This window comes from Vibrio sp. Isolate32 (genome assembly GCF_022397955.1).
In the GTDB taxonomy this organism is placed as follows: domain Bacteria; phylum Pseudomonadota; class Gammaproteobacteria; order Enterobacterales; family Vibrionaceae; genus Vibrio.
Map to the genome: position 1 here is coordinate 41,557 of NZ_JAKEUQ010000006.1, position 15,638 is coordinate 57,194.

General features: G+C 44.0%; 15 protein-coding genes, 1 riboswitch and 1 other annotated feature. Of the genes, 4 read left to right on the top strand and 11 right to left on the bottom strand.

What is annotated here, in order from left to right; all coding sequences use genetic code 11:
- Positions 1 to 102: 102 nt before the first annotated feature.
- Together L1D11_RS06320 and L1D11_RS06325 are read left to right on the top strand one after the other, a co-directional pair.
- Positions 103 to 1,314, top strand: a complete 1,212-nt coding sequence (locus tag L1D11_RS06320; protein WP_239831970.1) for an EAL domain-containing protein — start codon at positions 103 to 105, stop codon at positions 1,312 to 1,314.
- Between the two features lie 116 nt (positions 1,315 to 1,430).
- Positions 1,431 to 1,940, top strand: a complete 510-nt coding sequence (locus L1D11_RS06325) for a YchJ family protein (protein ID WP_239831969.1) — start codon at positions 1,431 to 1,433, stop codon at positions 1,938 to 1,940.
- Between the two features lie 170 nt (positions 1,941 to 2,110).
- Here L1D11_RS06325 and hisIE read toward each other — a convergent pair whose 3' ends face one another.
- The 9 genes from hisIE to L1D11_RS06370 form a co-directional block, all read right to left on the bottom strand.
- Positions 2,111 to 2,746 (bottom strand): bifunctional phosphoribosyl-AMP cyclohydrolase/phosphoribosyl-ATP diphosphatase HisIE, encoded by a 636-nt coding sequence (gene hisIE, locus L1D11_RS06330; RefSeq protein ID WP_239831968.1) that lies wholly within the window; start codon positions 2,744 to 2,746, stop codon positions 2,111 to 2,113.
- Positions 2,743 to 3,516 (bottom strand): imidazole glycerol phosphate synthase subunit HisF, encoded by a 774-nt coding sequence (gene hisF / locus L1D11_RS06335; RefSeq protein WP_239831967.1) that lies wholly within the window; start codon positions 3,514 to 3,516, stop codon positions 2,743 to 2,745. Before hisF ends, hisIE begins: the two co-directional genes overlap by 4 nt.
- Positions 3,498 to 4,235: a 1-(5-phosphoribosyl)-5-[(5-phosphoribosylamino)methylideneamino]imidazole-4-carboxamide isomerase gene (gene hisA / locus L1D11_RS06340; protein WP_239831966.1), complete on the bottom strand. Its 738-nt coding sequence runs from the start codon at positions 4,233 to 4,235 to the stop codon at positions 3,498 to 3,500. The genes hisF and hisA overlap by 19 nt, the downstream gene beginning before the upstream one ends.
- 43 nt (positions 4,236 to 4,278) lie before the next feature.
- Positions 4,279 to 4,893 carry an imidazole glycerol phosphate synthase subunit HisH gene (hisH, locus tag L1D11_RS06345; RefSeq protein WP_239831965.1) on the bottom strand — a complete coding sequence of 205 codons (615 nt, stop codon included), beginning with the start codon at positions 4,891 to 4,893 and terminating at the stop codon, positions 4,279 to 4,281.
- 9 nt (positions 4,894 to 4,902) lie between these two features.
- A complete protein-coding gene (hisB, locus tag L1D11_RS06350; RefSeq protein ID WP_239831964.1) occupies positions 4,903 to 5,991 on the bottom strand; it encodes a bifunctional histidinol-phosphatase/imidazoleglycerol-phosphate dehydratase HisB in 1,089 nt (362 codons plus the stop codon).
- Positions 5,992 to 6,123: 132 nt separating this feature from the next.
- Positions 6,124 to 7,164 (bottom strand): histidinol-phosphate transaminase, encoded by a 1,041-nt coding sequence (hisC, locus tag L1D11_RS06355; protein WP_239831963.1) that lies wholly within the window; start codon positions 7,162 to 7,164, stop codon positions 6,124 to 6,126.
- A 9-nt stretch (positions 7,165 to 7,173) separates the two neighbouring features.
- Positions 7,174 to 8,475, bottom strand: coding sequence for a histidinol dehydrogenase (hisD, locus tag L1D11_RS06360; RefSeq protein ID WP_239831962.1), 1,302 nt, complete (start codon positions 8,473 to 8,475; stop codon positions 7,174 to 7,176).
- On the bottom strand, positions 8,475 to 9,371 hold the full coding sequence (gene hisG / locus L1D11_RS06365) for an ATP phosphoribosyltransferase (protein ID WP_239831961.1): 897 nt from the start codon (positions 9,369 to 9,371) through the stop codon (positions 8,475 to 8,477). The genes hisD and hisG overlap by 1 nt, the downstream gene beginning before the upstream one ends.
- A gap of 53 nt (positions 9,372 to 9,424) precedes the next feature.
- Positions 9,425 to 9,561: a sequence feature (His leader region), on the bottom strand.
- Positions 9,562 to 9,750: 189 nt separating this feature from the next.
- Positions 9,751 to 11,343: a Na+/H+ antiporter NhaC family protein gene (locus L1D11_RS06370; RefSeq protein ID WP_239831960.1), complete on the bottom strand. Its 1,593-nt coding sequence runs from the start codon at positions 11,341 to 11,343 to the stop codon at positions 9,751 to 9,753.
- Positions 11,344 to 11,455: 112 nt separating this feature from the next.
- A riboswitch (Lysine riboswitch) is annotated at positions 11,456 to 11,633 on the bottom strand.
- A 365-nt stretch (positions 11,634 to 11,998) separates the two neighbouring features.
- Here L1D11_RS06370 and L1D11_RS06375 point away from each other — a divergent pair.
- Positions 11,999 to 12,409, top strand: coding sequence for an H-NS family nucleoid-associated regulatory protein (locus L1D11_RS06375; RefSeq protein WP_239834880.1), 411 nt, complete (start codon positions 11,999 to 12,001; stop codon positions 12,407 to 12,409).
- 207 nt (positions 12,410 to 12,616) lie between these two features.
- On the opposite strand, the gene L1D11_RS06380 is transcribed toward L1D11_RS06375, so the two are convergent.
- Both L1D11_RS06380 and L1D11_RS06385 read right to left on the bottom strand, forming a co-directional pair.
- Positions 12,617 to 13,921: an inosine/guanosine kinase gene (locus L1D11_RS06380; RefSeq protein ID WP_239833987.1), complete on the bottom strand. Its 1,305-nt coding sequence runs from the start codon at positions 13,919 to 13,921 to the stop codon at positions 12,617 to 12,619.
- A 102-nt stretch (positions 13,922 to 14,023) separates the two neighbouring features.
- Positions 14,024 to 14,293 (bottom strand): hypothetical protein, encoded by a 270-nt coding sequence (locus tag L1D11_RS06385; protein WP_008223525.1) that lies wholly within the window; start codon positions 14,291 to 14,293, stop codon positions 14,024 to 14,026.
- Between the two features lie 202 nt (positions 14,294 to 14,495).
- Here L1D11_RS06385 and mnmA point away from each other — a divergent pair, with 202 nt between their 5' ends.
- Positions 14,496 to 15,632: a tRNA 2-thiouridine(34) synthase MnmA gene (gene mnmA, locus L1D11_RS06390; protein ID WP_239833986.1), complete on the top strand. Its 1,137-nt coding sequence runs from the start codon at positions 14,496 to 14,498 to the stop codon at positions 15,630 to 15,632.
- Positions 15,633 to 15,638 lie beyond the last annotated feature (6 nt).

Consider the following 15,638-nt stretch of genomic DNA (forward strand, 5'->3'; position numbering starts at 1 on the left):
TTGATTATTACAGTGGGTCAGACTTTCTTAGATTGTGTATAGCAATTTCTAGTGAATTAGCTATTATCTCTCTATCTGAAATAAACAGAACACAGTACCAAGTTGAAATATTCATACGTAGCGCGTCAACCAATACTCGATGCAGACAAGAAAACCATAGGTTACGAGTTGCTATTCAGGGATGGTCCTAAGAACACTTTCCCTGAAGTAGAACCGGAACTCGCTACTAGTCGTTTGCTATCTGACCACTTCTTATCGACTCACTACAATACCTTGGGTGATAAGCTTGGTTTCGTTAACTTCCCTTATGCAAGCCTAATCAACTTAGTCCCTACTCTGTTCCCCAAAGAAAGCTTAGTCGTTGAAGTTCTAGAAGACTGCGAACCAACTGACGAGTTACTTGAAGCGATCAAGACTATCTATGATGCTGGCTACACTATTGCATTAGATGACTTTGTGCCAAGTAAGGCTTGGAAGCGCTTCTTACCTTACGTATCGATTATCAAATTCGATATTCAGTTGGTCTCTATTGAAAAAGCTTCGAGATTCATGAGCTCAATAAAATGGTTGAATATTAAGTTTCTTGCTGAAAAAGTAGAAACTTATGAGGAATATCAGGAAGCGAATAAAGCGGGTTTCAGCTACTTCCAAGGCTACTTCTTTAGCAAACCTGAGATGATTCAGACTCGCGCACTCAACCCTGCTTTTTTAACCATCGTTCAGCTGTTAAAAGAGATTGCCAACGATCCTATTGATTTTAGCGAAGTAGAACGACTGATCACCTTAGATGTCACGCTTTCATATAAGCTTCTTACCTACGTGAACTCGGCAGGTGGCTCAGCGACGACCATTCGCTCTTTCCGCCAAGCATTAGTTTATCTGGGAGAGCAGAAGCTACGTAAATTTGTTTCTCTTGTTGCGATTGCGTCTGCGAAAGAAGACAAACCTGACTCACTTTACGGCTTAGCTGTGATCCGCGCTCGCCAGTGTGAACTGTTAGTCGAAAAGATGAACGTTAAAGTAGAGCCAGGACAAGCTTTCTTAACCGGTATGTTCTCGTTATTAGATTCATTGTTTGATCAACCGTTAAAACAGGTACTGGATTCTGTGCCAATTGACGAAGAGATAAAACAAGCACTAATACTACGCAAAGGTGTATTAGGTGCGGTCTTAGCCATGGTTGTCGCTTATGAACAAGCTCGATGGGAAGAAGCGACTCGCATTCGTAAACTCCTCAAACTCAGTGAGGCACAACTCGGCCTCGCCTATGATGAAGCGACGGCTTGGGCTCAAGATTTATTAGCTCCCGCCTAAACATCACGAATCTACTTAAATTAAAACTACACTTTGGTGAGCTTTAGTTTCTTGTTAAACTCCAACGCATTCATTTATGGCCTCTTACTCAGAGGCCATTTTTACAGGATTTGACTATGTCTTTATGCCCATGCGGTAGCAACAATACTTACCCAAAGTGCTGTAAATCAGCACACCTTAACCACAATGTTGTTGAAACACCAGAGCAATTAATGCGCTCTCGTTATTCAGCGCACGTGTTGGGTTTGGTTGACTATGTTGTTGCGACTTACCACCCTAGCTTCAATGCAGAAGCACAAAGAGAAGGCATTGCTGAATCAATCGACAGTGATTGGGCGGGGCTAGAGGTTATCGATACCGCGGAAGGTTCTCACGAAAACGAGGGCTTTGTTGAGTTTAAAGCTTATTTCAATGAAGACGGCGCACAATACTGTATGCAAGAACGTTCTCGTTTTGTTCGTGAAAACGGCCTTTGGTTCTATATCGATGGTGAGTTCCCAGAACAAAGCCAACCAGAGCCCGAGATAGATCCTCGCCTCAATCAAACCCTGGAAAGCTTTAAGATCGGTCGTAATGATCCGTGTATCTGTGGCAGCGGGAAGAAGTATAAGAAGTGCTGTAGCTAATATCGTAGTTTAGGTGGTTGAATTCTTAAAAGATTCCTGATGTCGCTGAAGCTCCTCAGAATGACGAGACAGAAAGGCAAAGGGATCAACTCAGTAATTAAACACTAAAAAGCCCCGTAAACGCTATGTTTACGGGGCTTTTACTTATCTAAATGTATCCTAAAGATAGTTTACTTATGGCGCTCTTTTAGCTTATTCACCACATCGTTCATCGATAGGCCTTGGTCTTGCAATAGAACCATTAGGTGATAGATCAAGTCTGCTGATTCACAGACTAGCTCCGCCTTATCGCCCGACGTCGCCGCAAGCGCGACTTCAACGCCTTCTTCGCCCACTTTTTGCGATATACGCTTGGTGCCACGGGCATATAAGCTGGCAGTGTAAGAAGACTCAGGGTCTGCGTCCTTGCGGGCAGCCAGTAGCTGCTCAAGCTGATGAAGCCACACCATCTGAGACTCTTCTTGCTTGTCTCCATCCCAACACGTTGTTGTACCTGTGTGGCACGTTGGACCAATGGGGTTAACTTTAACCAGTAAGGTGTCACTGTCACAATCCAAGGAGATGTTTTGCAGTTTCAATACGTTGCCCGACGTTTCACCTTTCGTCCAAAGACGCTCTTTAGTACGAGAGAAGAAGGTCACTTGACCTGTTTCGACCGTCTTTGCTAACGCATCTTGGTTCATGTAACCCATCATCAGCACTTGGCTTGACTGGAAATCTTGTACAATCGCAGGAACGAGACCGTCGACTTTATCCCAATTGATACGTTCAGATAGCGTATTCACTTCTGTCGCTGCAAAACTCATAGACGCACCTCTACACCTTGTTGTTTTAGATACTGCTTTAATTCACCAATATTGATGACTTGTTTGTGGAATACTGAAGCCGCAAGCGCTCCATCTACATTGGTTTTGTTGTACGCTTCTGCAAAGTGCTCCATGGCACCTGCGCCACCAGACGCAATCAGCGGTACCTTACACACTTCACGAACCATGTTGAGCTGTTCAAGGTCATATCCGTTGCGAACACCATCTTGGTTCATCATGTTCAACACAATTTCGCCAGCGCCACGTTTCTGTACTACCTGCACCCAATCTTTGGTTTCCCATTTGGTTGCTTTAGTACGCGCTTCATCGCCTGTGAATTGATAAACCTGATACTTACCGGTTTCTTTATCGAAGTATGAGTCGATGCCAACAACGATACACTGCACACCGAATTTATCAGCTAGGTCAGTGATCAATTGAGGGTTAGCCAGTGCTGGTGAGTTAATGGATACTTTGTCAGCTCCAAACTCTAGAATACGCGCTGCATCTTCAGCCGACTTAATACCACCAGCGACACAGAAAGGAATATCAATCACCTCTGCAACACGCTTTACCCAACTCTTATCAACAACACGGCCATCACTTGATGCCGTGATATCGTAAAATACTAATTCATCCGCGCCCTCTTCTGCATAGCGCTGTGCTAGCGGAACGATGTCACCAATGATTTCGTGGTTACGGAACTGAACGCCCTTAACCACTTGTCCGTCACGGACATCCAAACAAGGGATTATTCGCTTTGCCAGCATGCAAATGCCTCCTCTGCGGTGAACTTGCCATCAAGTAGCGCGCGACCCACAATCACACCAGCCACACCGCTACCTTTTATAGCTTCGATGTCTGCTAGGCTGCCAATGCCGCCCGATGATTGGAACTGAACCTGCGGGTACTGCTTACAAAGATCTACGTAAAGCTCTACGTTTGATCCTTCTAGCGTGCCATCACGAGAGATGTCTGTACACAGAACGTGCTTAAGGCCAACGGTCAGGTAATCCTCAATCAGCGCTTCAATGGTCACACCTGAATCTTCCTGCCAACCTGAAATCGCCACTTTGCGAGTGCCGTTTTCGTCAATGTTGATATCCAGAGCAAGAACGATTTTTTCAGCACCGTACTTTTCCATCCAACCTTTAACAAGCTCTGGCTGTTTCACTGCTGTTGAACCAACAACAACACGTTGTGCTCCGGCTGCCAGTAGATCAATCACATCTTGCTCATTACGCACACCGCCGCCAATTTGAATGTTAGCCGGCGTGCTATCAAGTAGCTTAGCGATCAGGTCTAACTGGCGAGCTGTCGTGTCTTTTGCACCCGTTAAATCAACAAGGTGCAGCCAGCCAGCACCAGCTTGGTGATATAAGTTGAACTGCTCTGCTGGGTCTACTTTGTATTCTGTTACTTGCCCGTAGTCCCCTTGGAATAAGCGAACTACTTGGCCTTCAATTAAATCTAATGCGGGAATAATCATTTACATTCCTTATATGGCAACGTTAGCCGCTGCCTAATCCTTATTACAATTCCAAGAAGTTCTGAATCAGCTTAGAACCAGCTTTTGATGAACGTTCTGGGTGGAACTGAACACCATAATAGTTACCGCTTTGCACCGCTGCGGTAAACGGATTACCGTAATTACACTGTGCGATGGTGTAGTCACCTACTGGCATTGCGAAGCTGTGAACGAAGTAAAAGTACTCGCCTTCTTCAATGTCTTTAAATAGAGGGTGATTCGGTGTTGCTGTAACTGTGTTCCAACCCATGTGTGGCAGTGGTAAATCGCCCGTATCCAGTAAACGAACTTCACCCTCGCACAAGCCCAAACATTCAACTAGCTCGTCGGCTTTCTGACCTTTTTCTTGAGATAACTTCCCAAGAAGCTGCATACCTAAACAAATACCAAGCAGAGGCTTCTCTACTTGCTTTACAAGAGCAACAAGGTCGCGTTCTTGTAAGTTCTTCATTGCTTCACTTGCTGTACCTACACCTGGTAGGAATAGCTTGTCGGCTGCAAGAACCACTTCAGGCTCTTTTGAAATCTCAACGGTGTAGCCCAGACGTTCAATCGCAAATTTAACCGATGAGACGTTGGCACAACCAGTATCAATAATAACTACTTTCTGCTCTTTCATACCGATTCCTTACAGAACGCCTTTGCTGCTTGGTAACTCGTTACCTTCAACTTTAATTGCTTGGCGCAAAGTGCGACCAAATGCTTTGAACAGGCTCTCAATGATGTGGTGATCATTATTGCCAGCAGAAGAAAGGTGTAGCGTACAAGCTAGCGTATCGGTTAAAGAACGGAAGAAGTGAACCACCATTTCCGTTGAAAGGTCACCCACTTGCTCACGGCTGAACTCTGCATCAAACTTAAGGAATGGGCGGCCAGAAAGGTCTAACGCACACTGAGCTAAACACTCATCCATTGGTAAGCTAAAACCAAAGCGGCCGATGCCACGTTTATCGCCTAGCGCATCTTTCAGAGCTTGGCCTAACGCAAGTGCTGTGTCTTCTACTGTGTGGTGATCGTCAATGTGCAGATCGCCTTTGACAGTCAGGTTCATTTGGAAACCACCGTGCGTTGCAATTTGATCAAGCATGTGGTCGAAGAAACCCATGCCAGTGTCAATCTTGTTACCGCCCGTTTCATCCAGGTTTACCGCTACCTTAATGTCAGTTTCTTTCGTAGTTCGAACCACTTCAGCAACACGAGCGTTAACCGTTAAGTCTTTAACAATTTGTGGCCAGTTAAGTGTGCCTTCTGTTTCAGCATCTGGGCCATATTGGATACCACGGATTGCCATGTTCTCTGCTAATTGCAGATCAGTCACGCGATCACCAATCACAACAGAGTGTTGGAAGTCTACTTTACCGTCCTGTAGATACTCTTTAACCATGCCCAGTTTTGGCTTACGGCAAGAGCAGTTGTCTTCGTCAAAGTGAGGGCAAATAAGCACGTCATCAAACTTTACGCCTTGAGATTCGAAGAAATCCATCATCATGTTGTGTGGCGCATCGAAATCTTCTTGCGGGTAGCTATCAGTACCAAGGCCATCTTGGTTAGTGACCATTACTAAGCGGTAGCCCGCGTCTTGCAATGCAAGCAGGCTAGGAATCACTAGTGGTTCAAATTTCAGTTTGTCTAAACGGTCTACTTGGAAATCGACTGGCGGCTCAACAATTAAGGTGCCGTCACGGTCTATAAAAAGTATTTTTTGTTGTTTACTCACTTGAACTTCCTTTTAATTTTAAATCTGGTGGCCTAGCTAAAATTAAACGCTAACCCAAAATATTGGTTTCATTTGTCAGCCTGTTATTTATCAAATAAAAGCTGACAAATGTTATTACTGGCAAGCCTTTCGTTACTGATAAAAGTTACGAATGAATCCAAGTGTCTTTTCGCACTCTTCGCGGTTACCAATACTAATTCGAACACAGTCTTCAATTGGCGAATTACGTAAGATAATGCCGCTGTCCCATGCCGCTTTAAATAGTTCGTCACCGTTCGGGAATTTAACCAAAAGGTAGTTACCCCAACCATCGAATACCGTAACGTTAGGCATCCCCATCAGACCAGCCTGTAGATACGCTCGGTTAGCACTTAAGTCCAAAACCTGAAACTTCGCTCTCGCAAGACCTTGCTCTGAAAGTGCTTGAACTGCGATATCAGAAACAGGGATTGGCACTGGGTATGGCGCAATCACTTTCAACAATACATCGATAAGCTCTTGGTTCGCTAGCGTAAAGCCACAGCGTAGTCCAGCCAATGCAAAAGCTTTAGACAGAGTACGCAGAATCGCTAAGTTCGGGTATTGCTCAAGCAAGTCAACGGTTGACGCTTCTGGGCAGAAGTCGATGTACGCTTCATCCATCACAACAATCGCTTTATCTTGAGTCATCTCAAGTAGCTTGATGATGTCCTTACGTTCAACCAAATTACCAGTCGGGTTATTTGGGCTGCACACAAACACCACTTTCACGTTGTCTAGCTGAGCTTCAATTGCAGGAAGGTCAAGTTGCCACTCTGCAGTTAGAGGCACAACTTTACGCTCAACACCGATGGTTTCTGCACTGATAGCGTACATACCGTAGGTTGGTGGGCAGTAAAGGATAGCGTCTTCATTCGGCTCACAAAAAGCACGAATCAGTAGTTCGATACCTTCATCAGCGCCTCGTGTCGTCAGAGTTTGCTTTGATTTCACACCTGCATATTGCGCGTAAGCATAAATCAACTCTTTAGGCTGACACTCGCTGTAACGATTAAGACGAGACAGATTTAAATTGTACTCGTTATCAAACGGAGATTCGTTGGCGTTTAGCCATACATCACCTGTGCCACCAATGCGTCTTGCAGACAAGTAAGGTGTGAGAGCCTGAACTTGTTTTCTTGCTAACTTTTCCATGCCCTGCCCTTATTTAGCTTGGTTTAACTTTTCAACTCGGATAGTCACAGCACGTTTATGTGCATCCAAGCCTTCGGCTTCCGCCATAGTAACAACTGTTGGTGCTAGGCCTTTTAAGCCATCAGCGCTCAGTTCTTGCACTGTCATGCGTTTTGAGAAATCGGCTAAACCAAGGCTAGAGTATGTCTTGGTGTAACCGTAAGTCGGCAATACGTGGTTAGTGCCAGAGGCATAGTCGCCGGCCGATTCTGGAGACCAATCGCCAAGGAAAATAGAGCCTGCATTGTCTAGCAATGGCAGCAATTCACGTGGGTTCTTGGTTTGAACGATCAAGTGTTCAGGACCGTAGAAGTTCGAAATCGCGACAGCTTGAGTCAAAGACTCAGAAATAATAATCAAGCTAGACGCCAAAGCTTGCTCTGCAATGTCTGCACGTGACAATTCTTTCAGCTGCTTCTGGACAGCTTCAGTTACTCGGTCAGCGACAATAGGAGAAGGAGTCACTAGCACCACTTGAGAATCTGGCCCGTGTTCGGCTTGGCTTAATAAGTCCGCCGCTATAAAATCAGGGTCCGCAGTTTCATCAGCAATCACCAACACTTCTGATGGGCCTGCTGGCATATCAATCGCCGCGCCGCGGAAGTCGTTGTTTACTTGGCGTTTTGCTTCAGTCACAAAGGCATTACCCGGGCCGAAAATCTTATCGACTTTAGCGACACTTTCCGTACCGTAAGCCATCGCAGCAACTGCTTGACCACCACCAACATTGTAAACCTCGTCGATCTTACAAAGCTTAGCGACATACAAAATTTCGTCAGCAATTGGTGGTGGAGAACAAAGTACAACTTTGCGACAACCTGCGATTTGAGCGGGAACACCTAACATAAGAACCGTTGACGGAAGTGGCGCACTGCCACCCGGGATGTACAGACCAACCGTGTTAATTGCACGTGTCACTTGCTCACACACAACACCTGGTTGCGTCTCAACCTTAATTGGCTGAGGTTTCTGAGCTTCGTGGAACTTCGCAATATTGCTGTAAGCTTGTTCTAGCGCCTGCTTCATTTCTAACGTTAGACGAGCGCTCGCATCTTCAATTTCATCCGATCTCACTCGAATTGATTTTGGAGTAACGCGGTCAAACTTCTCAGTCAGTTCTTTAAGCGCTGCATCGCCCTCATTTCGTACTTTTGCAATAACATCAGAAACTGTCGCTGTGATGTTTGCACCTTCAATAATAGCGGGACGCTCTAATACCGAGTCTTGCTGTAACTCACTTAAAGATTGCCAAACAACGGTTCTCATCGTCATTACCCCATCATTTTTTCGATTGGTAGTACTAGAATCGAGCTTGCGCCTAACTCTTTCAGCTGTTCCATCGTTTCCCAGAACAAGTTTTCTGTACTTACTAGGTGAACGGCAACTTTATCTTTGTCTGTTGAAAGTGGCAGTACTGTTGGATCTTCAGCGCCAGGCAGTAGTGCTTTGATTTGCTCAAGCTGAGACGTTGGCGCGTGTAGCATGATGTACTTCGACTCTTTCGCTTGTTGAACACCCTGCATACGAGTCAATAGTTTTTCAATCAATGCTGTTTTGTCTGCGTCGAATTCACCAGTACGTTGAATCAAGGTCGCTTTAGATTGGAAAATTACTTCCGCTTCTTTTAAGCCGTTTGCTTCTAGCGTCGCACCGGTAGAAACCAAGTCCGCGATTGCATCAGCTAGACCAGCGCGAGGCGCAACTTCAACCGAGCCTGTTAGCATACAAGTGCTGAAATCAACACCCTGCTCGTCCATGTAGGCTTTAAGTAGTTGTGGGTAGGTTGTTGCAATACGCTTGCCCGCTAGATCTTGTGGGCCGTTGTACTCTTCATCTTTGTTGATAGCGATAGATAAACGGCAGCCACCGAAATCTAGACGACGTAGTGTTTGGAACTCTGCAGGCTCTTTAAGAGCAAGGCGATCTAGACGAACTTCTTCAAGCTCATTTTCACCGATAAAACCAAGGTCAACCACACCGTCCATGATGAGACCTGGGATGTCGTCATCACGAACTAATAGCAGGTCAATTGGCATATTTAGTGAATGAACGACTAGGCGCTCACCCATGATGTTAAATTTAACACCACATTTTTTTAGTAGGTCTTGGCACTCTTTGCTTAAGCGACCTTTCTTTTGAATTGCGATTCTTAGGCGTTGTGTCTGCATTGCTGTATCCCTGTGCAAATATTTGAATTTATTGATTATATAAAAGCGTTAAAACTAAAAAACCCTCGGAAGACTCTGTCATCCCGAGGGTTTAAATCTAAATTCTTTTGACTTAACCTCCGGGAGTAACCTTGCTCCCGGGTATACGTAAATCTCCCCGAAAGACTAGATAGGGTGATGATGGTGATGAATGTTCATTACTAATTTACGCATACTTATTAGCTCTTAGGTTGTTTGCTGTCTTGTCTCCACACTAACTAAGGTAAGATCCTTTTTCAACCATTAATTCGAACTTTTTTCACGAAACTTAAAATTAAATTAACAGACATAAAAAAGGAGGCCAACGCCTCCCTGATAGTTTACTGATTAACTTTCGTTTTTAGCTTTTGCATGTCGCCATTTTGCAGCGAGAGAAATAAGCCAAAGCGAAACACACAGCAACAAACGTTAAAGTAGCTGCGCTGAATGCGATACCGATAGAAGCTGTCATACCTAGAGTAATGAAGCCAATGCACGATACAAATGCTACTGATAACGCGTATGGAAGCTGTGTTGATACGTGATCGATGTGGTTACAACGAGCACCTGTCGAAGACAGAATCGTTGTATCTGAAATTGGAGAACAGTGGTCACCAAACACAGCGCCCGCTAGAACCGCACTTAGCATAGGAAGAATCAGTGCGATATCCGATGCTGCAGCCATATCACCCGCGATAGGTAGCATGATACCGAACGTACCCCATGAAGTACCGGTAGAGAAAGCCATGATACCTGCAAGTAGGAACAGGATAACTGGTAGCCAGTGGTAATCAATGCTGCCTGTTACTAGAGAAGACAAGTACGTACCTGTTTTCATGTCACCGATTACAGAACCGATAGTCCAAGCGAACACAAGGATTAGGATAGCGCCAAACATAGAGCTTGCACCGATCCACATCGTTCTTGCGATGTCTGCCATAGATAGCTTCTGCTTAAATACAGTCGCTAGCGCAACAAGAAGACCGATGATGCCACCGTAAACAAGAGACTTACCAACATCTGTATTTTCGAATGCACCAAGTAGGTTAAACGCTTGGCCATAAGCAGCTAACGCTTGACCGCCTGTGTAAAGCATCGCTGCAACCGTCGCTACGATCAATGAAACGATCGGCATGATTAGGTCAGAAACAGAACCGTTCTCGCTCTCTTCGATATCTAGCTCTTCGTTTAGATCGTGAGCTTGTTGGCTGTCGTTGTCACCTTCAAAGCCACGACCTTGAGACGCTTCGATCTCGTGATCGCGCATCTTACCAACATCTAGACCGAACCACGCCACTGCGAACACCATAAGAAGTGCAAATACCGCATAGAAGTTCATTGGAATTAGACGAACGTAAGCGCCTAGAGCTGAATACTCAGTCACACCGTGTGTTACTAAGATGCCACCAATAATAGTAATGATGTAAGCACCCCAACTAGAAGCTGGCATGATCACACACATAGGAGCTGCAGTAGAATCAAGAATATAAGCAAGCTTAGCGCGAGATACGTAGAAACGGTCTGTTACAGGACGAGAGATTGCACCTACCGCCAAGCTGTTGAAGTAATCATCAACAAAGATGAATACGCCTAAGAAAGCCGCAAGCAGTTTAGAGCCACGCTTGCTTTTAACGCGAGACTGAGCCCATTCAGCGAATGCGCGAGTACCACCGGACAGTGTTAATAGCGCCGTTGTCATTCCAAGGATAATTAAAAAAGCAATGATGCTCATGTTCCAAGTGTTGATACCGCCATCTTCAATGAAAACACCAGATGCTTTAGTAAATACGTAGCTAGCGGCATTACCCACTGAGTAATCAGCAAGTAAAATAGCACCCATAACGATACCGACACCCAAAGAAACCAATACACGGCGGGTAACGATAGCAAGGCTCAAAGCCACAAGTGGCGGAAGCAAAGATAAAGGAGATGTTGCAAAATCTATTAAATTCATGATCTTCAAAAACCAGTTTTTTATTTGGCTAGAGATCTACTGCAGACAAACTTGATACGGCTGACCAAGTTCATGTTGAACTAAGCGAAAGGGAAGTGAACACTTCACCCAACCCTACAGTAGCGCTCCATAGTTTAAAATTAAGACTATGGCAGTGTTGTACCTATTGAGCACAACCCCAGCAAATTGCTTAGATATACAATTTACTTCGGCAATTACACCTTTCATTCCCGTTCATTGGCATCACCCCAACGAAAACTACTTTTTATAATTGCGCCTCTACGTGCGACAACATTATTAACCACTCAAACAATAGTTTAACAAATGATTAACCAAAGCATCGCATCAGGTAGCCGCAATTGTACCCATCAAGAGCAACAATGCAACATATCATTCCGAGAAAAGCAGCTTTTTATTTGTGAACTATTCGACTTAAGAATAGTCAACATACTGTAACTACTCCAGCAGTCACATATCAGTTTTTAAGATATTCTTAATATTTATTATAAATTCACTTGAGATGAGCATTGGCATTTTCAACTATTCATCTCAATTTTATATTTAAATATGTAATAGAAGAAATACTGTTTGTTTTATTCCCAAGCTCTGTTTATTATTAGGTAGATTATTTTAGTTTACCTTGATGGAAAATATCATGTCTGAATTAACAAAAACTCTATTAAATATCCGTAGCCTTCGCGCATTCTCACGTGAATTAACTCTTGAGCAACTAGAAGAAGCGCTAGACAAGCTAACTATTGTTGTACAAGAGCGTCAAGATTCTGAAGCTGAAGAACGTGCGGCTAAAGCAGCACAAGAAGCTAAACTTTCTGCTATTGCTGAGCAAATCGCAAAAGACGGTATTGATGTTGCTGATCTTATTGCTGCGCTTTCTGGCGAAGCAAAATCTAAATCAACAAAAGCGAAACGTGCTCCTCGCCCAGCTAAATACAAATATGTAGATGCAAACGGCGACGAGAAAACTTGGACAGGCCAAGGTCGTACACCTTCAGCTATCCAAGAACAACTAGACGCTGGTAAATCTCTAGAAGATTTCGCTATCTAAGCGTTTAGTTTGCAGAGTGAGTAATCAAATTACCTACTAAGCAATAGAATTAATATTTAAGTCGACTAAAGTATTATTTACGGCTTCAATATATTAAGAAAAAAGGCTCCTTTCGGAGCCTTTTTTATATTGTGTTACTCATTAATGTTTTTTATAAAAACACCGGTGCGCATTTGGTAAACTCACACGCCGGATGAACAAAACTTCTTATCTTTCCCAGTATGCTTCTTCTAGGCTATCTTCTCTTTCAGGAAGGCCGCGAGATAAACGTGGAGAGTGCTGAACCAATACTTCATAGCTCGCACGGTTTGAATATTTACAAACTTGTGAGAAAGAAGAATACGTTAAGAACGAATGCTGGTGCTTACTTGAGTTTGGCACGTTTTCTTTGTGGTACTTATTCGCAGCCATATCATGTAATAAAGCAGATAAAGCCGCATCACCTGCGCCATTGGTATTTTTGATCTTCTCAGGACCGCCCATATAAGGCGCTATATGTGAATAAATTTTAGTCGGGTTTTCACATAAATCTTTATGAGCCGGACGGCTAAATTCATAACGGTTGAATTCAGCAATTGAACCTGGAAGTAAAGGCAGTGATGTTTCACGTTTCGCTGCGTCTTCCGTGTAACCCGCCATAAATAGACCAACAGGACCTGCAGTACATAATACTAGGTCTACCCAGTCTAAAGCTTTATCAGAAGCAGCGAGTGGATCGCTTTCGCCAGTTAGGGCTTCGGCTTCGTCTTCATTCATTGCAACAACCGTTACGTGTTGCTCTAAGAAATCTTTCCAGAATTCAGGATCGTCTTGAATAACGAATTTAGTACCCAGTGTTAAAACAACAGGCACATCGTATTTCTTCGCGTATTCGATCGCTTTCATTGTCGCTTCAGGCATCGGGTCACCTGGCTTACAACGAACTAAATAAGCAGTTAGTACTAAAGCAGAAGCACTTTTGAAAATCTTTTCAGGAATACTTTCTGGTTTTAGTTGGTTCATTTGTCCTTCGCTAATTGCGAAAGTACGCTCACCGTCTTCAGTAATTAATGCAAAACAGCGACCAATTGCGCCATCTACCCCTTGTAAATGGTTCAAGTCCATTCTGCTTGATGTATTACATAAATAGCGGTAACCATAGCTACCAATCTTAATATCTTGGCTCATTACGCCTAGTAGCGTTGAACGGTCATCCGCTAGTACTGAGTAATTGTGTAATGTATTACCAATAGTACCACCAGCATATTCATTGGTAATTAGGCACTGTTCTTTCAGTTCTTGATATAAAGACTCAGCCGCTTCATCACCGATAACCAGTGAGTGTCCCTTACTTAAACCGTACTTCTCAATAAGTTCAGAACTCACTTTTGCTTCAATATCCACCAAAGTTTGGTCAATACCGATAATATGAGTGCGTGACATTCTTTTACTGTTTTGAGCTTGGCTCACTAATGGATCACGTGCGTGAACCGGAAAATAGTGCTTTGATTTACGTTGTCCAGGGAATTTCATAGGGCTAGTCTAAGTCAAGGGGAAATAGGTGGCGGATTCTACCGCGCTATATTTAGCGCGGCAATCATTCAAACTATAGCAAACGTTTGCTGAGTTATTTTTTTATTCGCCTTCCATAAAGCTTAAATCAGGCAGCATCTCTAAATGCTCGGCATAACGCTTTTGATTAAACTCTGCGCCATTCTTCATTACGTCAAATACTTCAACCGCAAGTGCACACGCCATTGCTGCAATTGCGTCTTCACGCGGTGTGCCTGTCATCATAAGGCGCATTAACGTCTCTTTTACTTTAATTGGCTGACCGTCTTCTAGCTGATTTTCAATAATTTCAATCAACTGCTCTTCTTGCATAAATTCATTTTGTTCAGACATTTTTTATCTCAAGTCTTGGATTTCGAGCGACTATGCCACATATACTTCTGACATCCTAGCGACTCACCTCGCTCTCATGCGATTCCTAACAAAGTCAAAGCACTATTTGTGCAAATAAAACTGTGATTCCGGTCTCGGATCTGTCACGGCGTTTCTCTTTCTGTTAGAATCTGCGACCAAGTAATAGTAACGGTGTTTAGACATGTCAGATATCAGCTCTGGAAACAGCGAAAAGAAAGTAATTGTCGGTATGTCCGGCGGTGTAGATTCGTCAGTATCGGCGTATCTTCTTCAGCAACAAGGCTATCAGGTAGAAGGCCTTTTCATGAAAAACTGGGAAGAAGACGATAACGAAGAATACTGCACGGCAGCTGAAGATCTTGCTGATGCTCAAGCGGTATGTGACAAACTAGGTATCCACCTTCACACTATCAACTTTGCTGCAGAATACTGGGACAACGTATTCGAATACTTCCTTGCGGAATACAAAGCAGGTCGTACTCCTAACCCAGATATTCTTTGTAACAAAGAAATCAAATTCAAAGCATTCTTAGAGTTTGCCGATGAAGTACTCGACGCAGACTACATTGCGATGGGTCACTACGTTCGTCGTACTTTCCCAACTCAAGAAGAGTTAGATGCGGGCGTAAAACCAGAAATGCTACGCGGTCTAGACAGCAACAAAGATCAAAGCTATTTCCTTTACACGCTAAGCTCAGACCAAGTTGCGCGCAGCCTATTCCCAGTTGGTGAATTAGAGAAGCCAGAAGTGCGACGCATTGCTGAAGAGCAAGACTTAATCACAGCGAAGAAGAAAGATTCTACAGGTATCTGCTTTATCGGTGAGCGTAAGTTCACAGAGTTTCTTGGCAAATACCTACCAGCACAACCAGGTGACATCGAAACGCCAGAGGGTAAAGTGATTGGTAAACACAATGGCTTGATGTACCACACGCTAGGCCAACGTAAAGGCCTTCACATTGGCGGCACCAAAGGCGGTGGCGGTAATGAAGAACCATGGTTTGTTGGTGAAAAAGACCTTAAACGTAATGTTCTGATTGCCGTACAAGGTAAAGATCACCCTCTTCTTAAATCAGAAGGTTTGATCGCATCTCAGCTTCATTGGGTAAATCGCACACCAATTACTGAAGTTATGACATGCACGGTAAAAACACGTTACCGTCAAACCGATATTCCTTGTACAATCATCCAAATTGATGACGAGAACATTAAGGTTATTTTTGACGAGCCACAGATCGCAGTGACCCCAGGTCAATCTGCTGTATTCTACCAAGACGACGTATGTCTTGGCGGTGGTATCATCGAAAAACGCATCTAACTGATC

Excerpts from the sequence above, each read along its gene's own strand:
- L1D11_RS06325 (WP_239831969.1), top strand. The coding sequence starts at position 1,431 with ATGTCTTTATGCCCATGCGGTAGCAACAATACTTACCCAAAGTGCTGT.
- hisIE (WP_239831968.1), bottom strand. The coding sequence starts at position 2,746 with ATGAGTTTTGCAGCGACAGAAGTGAATACGCTATCTGAACGTATCAAT.
- hisF (WP_239831967.1), bottom strand. The coding sequence starts at position 3,516 with ATGCTGGCAAAGCGAATAATCCCTTGTTTGGATGTCCGTGACGGACAA.
- hisA (WP_239831966.1), bottom strand. The coding sequence starts at position 4,235 with ATGATTATTCCCGCATTAGATTTAATTGAAGGCCAAGTAGTTCGCTTA.
- hisH (WP_239831965.1), bottom strand. The coding sequence starts at position 4,893 with ATGAAAGAGCAGAAAGTAGTTATTATTGATACTGGTTGTGCCAACGTC.
- hisC (WP_239831963.1), bottom strand. The coding sequence starts at position 7,164 with ATGGAAAAGTTAGCAAGAAAACAAGTTCAGGCTCTCACACCTTACTTG.
- hisD (WP_239831962.1), bottom strand. The coding sequence starts at position 8,475 with ATGACGATGAGAACCGTTGTTTGGCAATCTTTAAGTGAGTTACAGCAA.
- hisG (WP_239831961.1), bottom strand. The coding sequence starts at position 9,371 with ATGCAGACACAACGCCTAAGAATCGCAATTCAAAAGAAAGGTCGCTTA.
- L1D11_RS06370 (WP_239831960.1), bottom strand. The coding sequence starts at position 11,343 with ATGAATTTAATAGATTTTGCAACATCTCCTTTATCTTTGCTTCCGCCA.
- L1D11_RS06375 (WP_239834880.1), top strand. The coding sequence starts at position 11,999 with ATGTCTGAATTAACAAAAACTCTATTAAATATCCGTAGCCTTCGCGCA.
- L1D11_RS06380 (WP_239833987.1), bottom strand. The coding sequence starts at position 13,921 with ATGAAATTCCCTGGACAACGTAAATCAAAGCACTATTTTCCGGTTCAC.
- L1D11_RS06385 (WP_008223525.1), bottom strand. The coding sequence starts at position 14,293 with ATGTCTGAACAAAATGAATTTATGCAAGAAGAGCAGTTGATTGAAATT.
- mnmA (WP_239833986.1), top strand. The coding sequence starts at position 14,496 with ATGTCAGATATCAGCTCTGGAAACAGCGAAAAGAAAGTAATTGTCGGT.